This window comes from Hymenobacter profundi (genome assembly GCF_019334315.1).
Classification (GTDB): Bacteria; Bacteroidota; Bacteroidia; order Cytophagales; family Hymenobacteraceae; genus Hymenobacter; species Hymenobacter profundi.
In genome coordinates this window covers 1-5,966 of sequence record NZ_JAHWGL010000165.1, presented here as the reverse complement: position 1 = coordinate 5,966, position 5,966 = coordinate 1, and the positions used below count along the sequence as shown (strand labels likewise).

The following is a 5,966-nucleotide window of genomic DNA, read 5'->3' as shown; positions in this document are numbered from 1 at the left end:
GTGCCCTCTTGCAGGATGCGCATGCGGGCCACATCGGCGCCCCCAGCGCCCGCCTGCGTTTGCGTCGCTGTGTTGCCTGAGCCGATCTGCTCAATTATGGCCTCGTTCAAGCTATTGGTCTGGGTTTGGCTGGCTTTATTGCCATTGCCTTGCTGCGTGATCTGTGCCGTCAGGTCGCCGAAAGTACGTTCTTGTTTCTGCGCGGCTTGGTTGCTGTTGCCATTCTGAAGAATGGTAGCTGTAACCGTGGTATACACTATATTTTGTACCTGAGTAGCACTATTATCGTTGCCATTTTGGGTAGTGATGGCAGTTGAGTAGCCCGTGTTCTGCTGTTGAGTAGCGGTATTACGTTTGCCTGATTGAGTGATAGAAGCCTGGCTGCCGCCAACCTGCGTTTGCGTCGCCCGATTGTTGTTACCCGACTGGGTAGCAGCAGATCTGCCAGTACTGAGATAGAAGGCCTCTTGCGTCTGCTCCACTACATTACTATTCCCTGTCTGGGTGGCAGACACACTGCCGCCCTGACCATATTGCGTCTGCATGAGCATGTTGTCACTTCCATTTTGATTGGCAGTGGCTTCATTGTAGCCAAACGTTTGTATTTGGCTTGCCTGGTTCCGGGTGCCGGTTTGGCTGATGCCGCCAGTATTACCACCAAATTTGCCTTCGCTTTGCTCCTGAGTAGCGCGGTTGCTGCTACCTAGTTGCGTGATAGTACCCGTGTTACCACCCTCTTGCGTTTGGCTGGCATAGTTAAAATCTCCGGCTTGTGTTACTATAGCTCTACCTCCTTCTAAGTAGGTTCGCTGATACTGGATAACCGTATTATAATTCCCGGTCTGCGTCGCCTTTAACAAAGAATATGGAAACCCCGACTGCTGCTGCTTGGCATTGTTGCCCGTTCCCGTCTGCGATAAGCTAACGAGGTTGTCAAGGGGGCTATCATTTTGCTGCTGCGTAGCTATGTTGCTGGTTCCTACCTGCGTAAGCGTTACGCGGGATGCATTGGTAGAATTCGTTTGCGTCTGCGTGGCCTGGTTGTAGTTGCCTGTTTGCGACAGGGTAGCTTCGTTGCTTTCACCATTCAAGGTCTGGGTGCCCGTGTTGTAGCGGCCAGTTTGCGCAGCGGTTATCTGGTTGGTGAGACCATTCACGCTTTGGGTCGTTGTGTTATTGCTACCCATTTGCGCGAGGGTCGCTTGGTTGGCGACACCTGCTATCGTCTGCGTGCTGCGGTTGCTGGTGCCGTTCTGCGTGGCTCCTACTGTATTACCATCTCCCGTAACCGTGGCCTGCGCCGCGTTGTACTGGCCCGTCTGCACCAGGCTCACCGAGTTGTCGGCACCGGTGGTACTTGACTGGTGCGTGTTGTTCTGCGCCCTGGCCGTGCCCGCTGTCAGCAGCGCGGCGGCCAAAAAGGTAAGTTTTTGCATGGGAGTAGAAAGAATAAAAGGGTGAAAATGAAAAGGAAGTTTTCCGCCGAAGCAGCCCGCTTATCTTTTAGGAGGATGAAAATAGAAGGTCAGGGTAGCCCGCACGCCCCAGTAGAAATCATTGTAGCGTCCCAGCGGTAGCTGATCCAGCTGATCGGAGAAATAGTAGTGCGTATCAATGCCCAAGCCCAGTCCAACCTGGTCGGTAAGCAGCGCTTCCACTCCCGCCCCGCCTACTACGTGCGGCAACAGGGCGGTGCTGCGTCGGGGGGTGCGCACGGTAAGGCCGCCGCCGCCGAACACGTAGGGCGTAAATTGCTCGCGGGGAAACAGCCGGTACTGCCCGCACAATTCGGCGTAGGTGAATCGTTGATGGAAGTAGTCGCCTGCTCCCAAAGCAAATTGCCCAACGTGTAGCGCCGCGCCCCACCGACCCACCGAAGCTCCCTGGTAGAGCAGCGAAACCGCGCCGCCGCCTTGCACCTGCGGACGACTTAGGTCGCCGCTGTAACGCACCACGGCCCCGCTTCCTGCTACTCCCCACACGCCCCGCCGGTCGTGCTGCTCGCGTCCCAGCAAATCAATCTGCTGATTCGCCACTTTTTCCTGGTAGTACTGCGTAATACCCGGCCCGGTGCTGTCGGCTGAAGAACGCGGGCTCCATAGTCCGTCGTGTATGCCTTCATACACCAGCGCCTGCACCGATTTCTCAATGGCATCCTTCACCGCTATTTCAGTGGGCTCGTTGTATGAAAACCCCGTTTCCGCCTCCAGCAGCCGCTGAAACTTCACGAACCGGAACAGACTGGCGCCTACTTGCTGGGAAAGAATCGTGCGGGTAGTATACACAGTCTTGAGAATCTCCCCAGTGCTGGTGCTAATTGCCCGCAGGTAGACCGTAACCCGATCCTGCCGGTATTGCCCGGAGGCACCCGCCCCAAAGTAACGTAGGCCTGCCCCGCCGGTCAGCACGTTGGCATCGTAAGAGATGATGCCCCCTTCCAGAATCACGCCCGCAAACAGCAGCGAGGGTAGCACGGGCTGTGGTTTGCCTGTGAGCTGCGAATACTCGGCCCGGCTGGACCGGATAATCTTGCGCTCATTAAGCAGATTGCCCAGGTTTTCGCGCTCAATGGCGTTGAACCACCGTGACTCTTCTAGCGCCCGCAAGAGAATACTCGTGGCGCCTTGCGTAACGGCTGTCGAAAAGCCATTGCCGTTGTCTGTGGGCTTGTACTGCCCGGTCTGGTCCCGAAACTTGTAGACGGCTACCACCAGGCGCTCCTTGGGCGCGGGCAGCTGCTGCAACAGGCTGTTGCCTTGCAATTCCGCCCCGAGACGGGCCCGCTCTTCCCCCAGCGGTTGATGAAAGTACGCGGCACAACCACTCAGGGCGAGTAGCCATACAGCTGCAATACAACGATAAAACCCAGCAGCTACCCTCATTGTACAGCCACTAACTTATAAAGCTGGAATAGTAATCGTTGTCTGATTACCTGTACTCGTATCCAGAATGTTGATGGAAAAGCCACCTCCATTCGGGTTGATGCCAATCTGGTAGGTGCCCACGGTATAGTTGCCGGGTTTCAGCGGATCGGTGCCCGCGCCAAACTGGTTGCCAACGAGGCGCTGGGCCAGCTGCCCCAAGATTTGTTGATTTAGACTTTGCTGAAACTGCTGCAGCGGATCTAACGGCGTGTAGGCCTGCGGCGCGGCGGGGTCCTTCAGCGAGTTCTGGGCCTGCGCCGAGCTTTGCAGCCATTGATAATTGAATGTATCGCCGCCAAACGCCGGATTGATGGGTCTGTACACCATATCCTGGGCTGCCGCCTGCTGGCTGGCTATGGTTACTATGCTTCCAATCAAGAATGCTTTCAGTATAACTAGCTTCATACTATAGAATGAGTAGCATAAGAAGGATTTAAATGCCTAATACACCTCGGTACCAGGGTCGTCGGCTGCTTTTTCCAATTGCTGACTGACGTTATGGGCAGTCACCAAGTGTGCTATGGTCAAGCCAAGTGCATAGGTCACTGCCTCTTCCATCGCTTCGTAGTTAGGCAATAAAGGCATCTCGACTATCATGTCGTCATTGGCCTCAATGGAAATAAGGGCGCTTATTCCTCTGTTGGGCCTTTCCCGCACAACGACTGTGTACGCTCCCAACGATGCTGGCACATCCCACTGCGCGTAAAAGAGGCTATAGAAGTCGTGCCCTATCTTAGTTAACGTTTGGTCGATAACCAGTCCTTCGATTTCTAGTACCGTTTGTGTGGCCATCTGATCCGGGTTGGCAGAGGTCGTGTGCAGCAGCATGCGCAACGCCTCCTCTACTTTAGACGCCGGGAGTGTACCAGCGGGCACGTTGGGTGAAGCAGACTTCTGTTTTGCGGCTGGGGCGGGTGAGGGCGCCGTTTGAGCGTACCCCCTACTGCTTTGGAGCAGACCTAATAGTACCACTAGGCATAGGCAATAGAATGGCCTGCTTTGTTGCCTTAAACCACACCACCACATAATCAAGTAAAAGATTAACTAACAACGAGTAGGATAAAGAATTGCCACCTTGATCTGGTAAATATAAATTATAATATCTGTATATGATATAAATATTTAATAGAATTATCATAAAATACAATCATCCTTCTGTAAAGCCAAATACGATACGACATTGTGGGGGAGGAGTGTGCAGAGCACACCTGCCTGTCTCTTACCCGAGGATTGGTTGTATCAGCACTCCATGACTACTGCCTCCTACCTTGCGCTGCTTTTGCCTCTGTATGGCAAATGGTCGCCTCCCGTATGTACTATAGGTATGCAATTTCAAGAAGTAAACGCTCATTAAAAACGAAATAAGCGCCAGCTAGTGTGTCAGCTGAGCCCATAGTGAACCCTTACCTCTTCGTGCTATATAGCACTGGAATCAGCGTCCAGGTCTATTTAGGACAGTTTTTGTATTACTTATTCGGATTAACGTCAGCTGGCGTGAACCCTTTAGCACGTACTCGGTCCCCACCCCGGTCGTCCCTGATCTTAGCAGGAAGCCGAGACGCTCCAACTCATTCAGAAAGCGCGTGGCGGTGGATTTGCTCACATCCACGAGCTGCTGCACCGCCGAATTAAATGGCTCCTGAAGCCTGAACCGACAGCATAATGGTAACCAATTGGTTGCGCAGGCCCTCTGCCTGCAAGGAGGCTTCCATATACTTGAAAAACTTGACGGTGCAGCCGCCCGCCTCGAAGCGGTAGCGCGGCAGCGCATGGCGACGGCATTCGGCTATCATTTTGAGCGTGCCGCGGCCCCACGATTCAATGTAGCCCGCCCGAAACAGCGTATTGGCTAGGTCCGGGTTGAGCGGCCGCGAAGGATGCTTGCGGGTAAGGTTTTCGATGGTCCAGTGTTCAGGCAGGTGGCCATCGTTCCAGAAGATCACCCGGTCGTCGTACACGCTGATCTGCACCGGCGCGCCGCCGCTGTAATCCTTATGCGCCAAGGCGTTCAGCAGGGCCTCTTGCGGAAACAGGAACTCCTCCTGCCGGTGGACGCCCTCATAGGTGATACCGGCAACCAAGTACTTGGTCAGCAGCAGGTCCAACCCTTTTTCAATCTGGTCAAATAGGGGGGCGTGCACTTCGTCCTGGTAGGCGTAGGTCATCATCCGTGGCGAAGCGGCCAATTTTTAGATACGCCCTCGTCACAAACCGCTCCGGAGTAGGGTGAAATAGCAAAATGGCGGCCCGCTTCAAGTAGTCTCCTTCCAACAAATGCAGATTTTCCAGCAGCATACTGTCCGTGTCCAGTAGCACATCGGCATCGACACAGCCGCTGAGTTCCCCGGCTCTGGCGGAACAGCTCCAGCGTTGGGGAACTCAGCGCAGTGACGTCGGCACCCGGCACGGGTACCCCGTCCCAGTGCTTGTACTGCTTGCGCAGCAGAAATTTGTCGAGGGCCGCGCCTCTTAGCTCCTGCTTAGTGCTGCCACTGCGGTAGTGGCACTGCCTGCCCTTTGTGGCTGATGAGATACGGGTAGGGCTCCACGACAATTTCCAGGTAGCTCCGCTCCCCCTCCTGACAGCTGTGCACATCCACGAGGATGCCGAGCAGGTCGCGGACTTTATTGGGTATTTCTTCCAGCAGCTGGCGGCTATTGGCAATACCCACCACCTGGCCGTAGTCATTTAGCCCGATCAGGAGCGTGCCGCCTTGCGCATTGGCAAAGCCGCAGAGCTACTTGATATACTCGTCACGCCATGACTCTTTCCATTCGGTATTCTGGTTCTCGTGGATAGCAGGCGGCATGCGGACAAGATAATGGGGAAATGATGCTGCCAAATGTAGGCGTTAAACAGGCAGGCTGCTAACGGCTGATTTACTACCTTATCTTCATAATCCTGTTTAGGGTAGCGCAAGCGTACGAACTTAAAGCCTCAGTAGGGCTGTGCTGTCAAATTTTTGTGTCTCGTCCTAAAATAGGTTGACCATCAATTTCAGTCAGATGGAACACTTGTTTTTGTTTCGCAAGCAGGCGCAT

Annotated in this window: 6 protein-coding genes; all 6 read right to left on the bottom strand. The window is 54.3% G+C overall.

The annotated features are described in order from the left end of the window. The coding region (locus KYK14_RS21300; RefSeq protein WP_219161685.1) for a hypothetical protein at window positions 1–1,436 on the bottom strand (1,436 nt) is incomplete at its 3' end. Window positions 1,437–1,496: 60 nt separating this feature from the next. Then, window positions 1,497–2,882 (bottom strand): CsgG/HfaB family protein, encoded by a 1,386-nt coding sequence (locus KYK14_RS21295; RefSeq protein WP_219161684.1) that lies wholly within the window; start codon window positions 2,880–2,882, stop codon window positions 1,497–1,499. Window positions 2,883–2,897: 15 nt separating this feature from the next. Next, window positions 2,898–3,329, bottom strand: a complete 432-nt coding sequence (locus KYK14_RS21290; protein WP_185284744.1) for a curli production assembly/transport component CsgF — start codon at window positions 3,327–3,329, stop codon at window positions 2,898–2,900. 36 nt (window positions 3,330–3,365) lie between these two features. Continuing rightward, on the bottom strand, window positions 3,366–3,752 hold the full coding sequence (locus tag KYK14_RS21285; protein WP_219161683.1) for a curli production assembly/transport protein CsgE: 387 nt from the start codon (window positions 3,750–3,752) through the stop codon (window positions 3,366–3,368). 800 nt (window positions 3,753–4,552) lie between these two features. Then, complete coding sequence (locus KYK14_RS22245; protein WP_246601975.1) at window positions 4,553–5,110, bottom strand: ATP-binding protein; 558 nt, start codon at window positions 5,108–5,110, stop codon at window positions 4,553–4,555. A 294-nt stretch (window positions 5,111–5,404) separates the two neighbouring features. Further along, complete coding sequence (locus KYK14_RS22240) at window positions 5,405–5,623, bottom strand: hypothetical protein (RefSeq protein WP_343217148.1); 219 nt, start codon at window positions 5,621–5,623, stop codon at window positions 5,405–5,407. Between the last annotated feature and the right edge of the window lie 343 nt (window positions 5,624–5,966).

Coding starts and splice junctions, on each gene's coding strand:
- KYK14_RS21295 (WP_219161684.1), bottom strand. CDS start 2,882: ATGAGGGTAGCTGCTGGGTTTTATCGTTGTATTGCAGCTGTATGGCTA.
- KYK14_RS21290 (WP_185284744.1), bottom strand. CDS start 3,329: ATGAAGCTAGTTATACTGAAAGCATTCTTGATTGGAAGCATAGTAACC.
- KYK14_RS21285 (WP_219161683.1), bottom strand. CDS start 3,752: ATGCTGCTGCACACGACCTCTGCCAACCCGGATCAGATGGCCACACAA.